This is a genomic window from Gordonia sp. OPL2, assembly GCF_003797825.1.
GTDB lineage: Bacteria > Actinomycetota > Actinomycetes > Mycobacteriales > Mycobacteriaceae > Gordonia.
This window is the reverse complement of record NZ_RKME01000061.1, coordinates 1-1,533: the sequence shown is the minus strand read 5'-3', so window position 1 is coordinate 1,533 and position 1,533 is coordinate 1. Positions and strand designations below refer to the sequence as shown.

Sequence of the window (1,533 nt, the reverse complement as noted above, 5' to 3'; positions counted from 1 at the left end):
TCCCTGATCCGAAGAGTTCGGTGAGGTGAGTTGGGTAGCTGACCCCCTGGGGCATGCTGGAATGGGGTCGGTGGTTGCGACCCTGGTTGGCCGGTGTTTGGTTAGGCGACGTCTCGGGGTTCGATGGTGACGGTGTAGCCGAGTTGCTGCAGGGTGGCCACGGCGCGGTTGCGGGCGCGTTCGGGTTGGCGATGGGTGTAGTAGTCAGCGCCGAGGTCGTCGTAGATGGAGTCGGTGGTGAGTAGGCTCCAGATGATGTCGATCAGGGTATGTTCAATGGCGACAAGGGCTTTCGATTTGCCTCGTGATTTGGCCAGGCGCACGTATTTGGCGTGCAGGAATGTTCCGTTGTGCTGGGCGATCGATAGGGCTGCGGTGCCCAGGGCGCCTTTGAGGTAGCGATTTCCGGGTCGGGTGCCGACGTTGGTGGCGCGTCCAGCGGACTGGTGGTGGCCGGGGCAGACCCCTGCCCACGAGGCGAGGTGGCCGGCGGTAGGAAACCGGGACATGTCGGCACCGGTTTCAGCGACGATGACCTCGGCGGTGGTCATGCTGATCCCGGGAATGGTGCAGATCAGTTCCCGGGCGTGACGAAACGGAGTCACCACCTGTTCGATCTGGGTGCTCAGCGAGTCGATGACCCGGGTGTGTTGGTCGATGAAGTCCAGATGCAGATCGACCAGAAATGCGTGATGGTCGGTGAAACGGCCGGTCAGAGCTCGGCGCAGCTGCGGGATCTTGGCCCGCATCTGACGTACCGACAACTGCGCCAACGCGTCGGGATCGCGTTCGCCGCTGCTCAGCGCGGACAGCATCCGTCGTGCCGACACGCCGGTGATATCGCTGACCACGACCGACAATTTGATCCCGGCATCTTCGAGAACCTTCTCCAGACGCTGGATTTCGCGGTTGCGTTCACGCACGATCTGGGTGCGCGTACGGGTCAACGCACGCAGCTCACGAATCGGTGGCGGCGGCACGAACGAGGCCCGCAGCAATCCGTGCGCGCCGAGCTCGGCCAACCACGCCGCATCCGACACATCGGTCTTACGGCCGGGGAGATTCTTGGCGTCATGGGCGTTGACCAGCATCACCTCGAACGGGGCGTCTTCGAGCAGATAGTAGAAGGTTTTCCAGTAATCGCTGGTCGCTTCCATCACCACGCACGAGACCTGCGCGCCGAGCAGGTAATCGCGCAATCCCAGCACGTCTTCGGTCATCGACGACCATGTGGTGACCTCACGGTCGGGTTGTTTGCGCCGCGGGAGCTGACTGCGAACACACACCTTGACATCGCGTTTGGAGATATCCAATCCCGCGCAACGCCCATGCAAGACTTCCATCACCAGTCTCCTTTCTGACCGGCGTGGATCATGGGCAGGGCGCTGATCAACTCAGGAGTCTGATCCGCGTGCTCGTAGCAACAATCCACGATTCCCGTGGTAGGCCCCGCACCCCACACTGAGGAACTGGCTCACTGACACAAGGGAAGCGTCCGGGGACGGCCACGATCCACCCATCAATGATCCCCCC

1 protein-coding gene is annotated in these 1,533 nt (G+C 62.2%); it reads right to left on the bottom strand.

Features of this window, described 5'->3' with window-relative positions:
- Positions 1-101 precede the first annotated feature (101 nt).
- On the bottom strand, positions 102-1,343 hold the full coding sequence (locus EEB19_RS26265) for an IS110 family transposase (protein WP_187590274.1): 1,242 nt from the start codon (positions 1,341-1,343) through the stop codon (positions 102-104).
- Positions 1,344-1,533 lie beyond the last annotated feature (190 nt).

Excerpts from the sequence above, each read along its gene's own strand:
- EEB19_RS26265 (WP_187590274.1), bottom strand. The coding sequence starts at position 1,343 with ATGGAAGTCTTGCATGGGCGTTGCGCGGGATTGGATATCTCCAAACGC.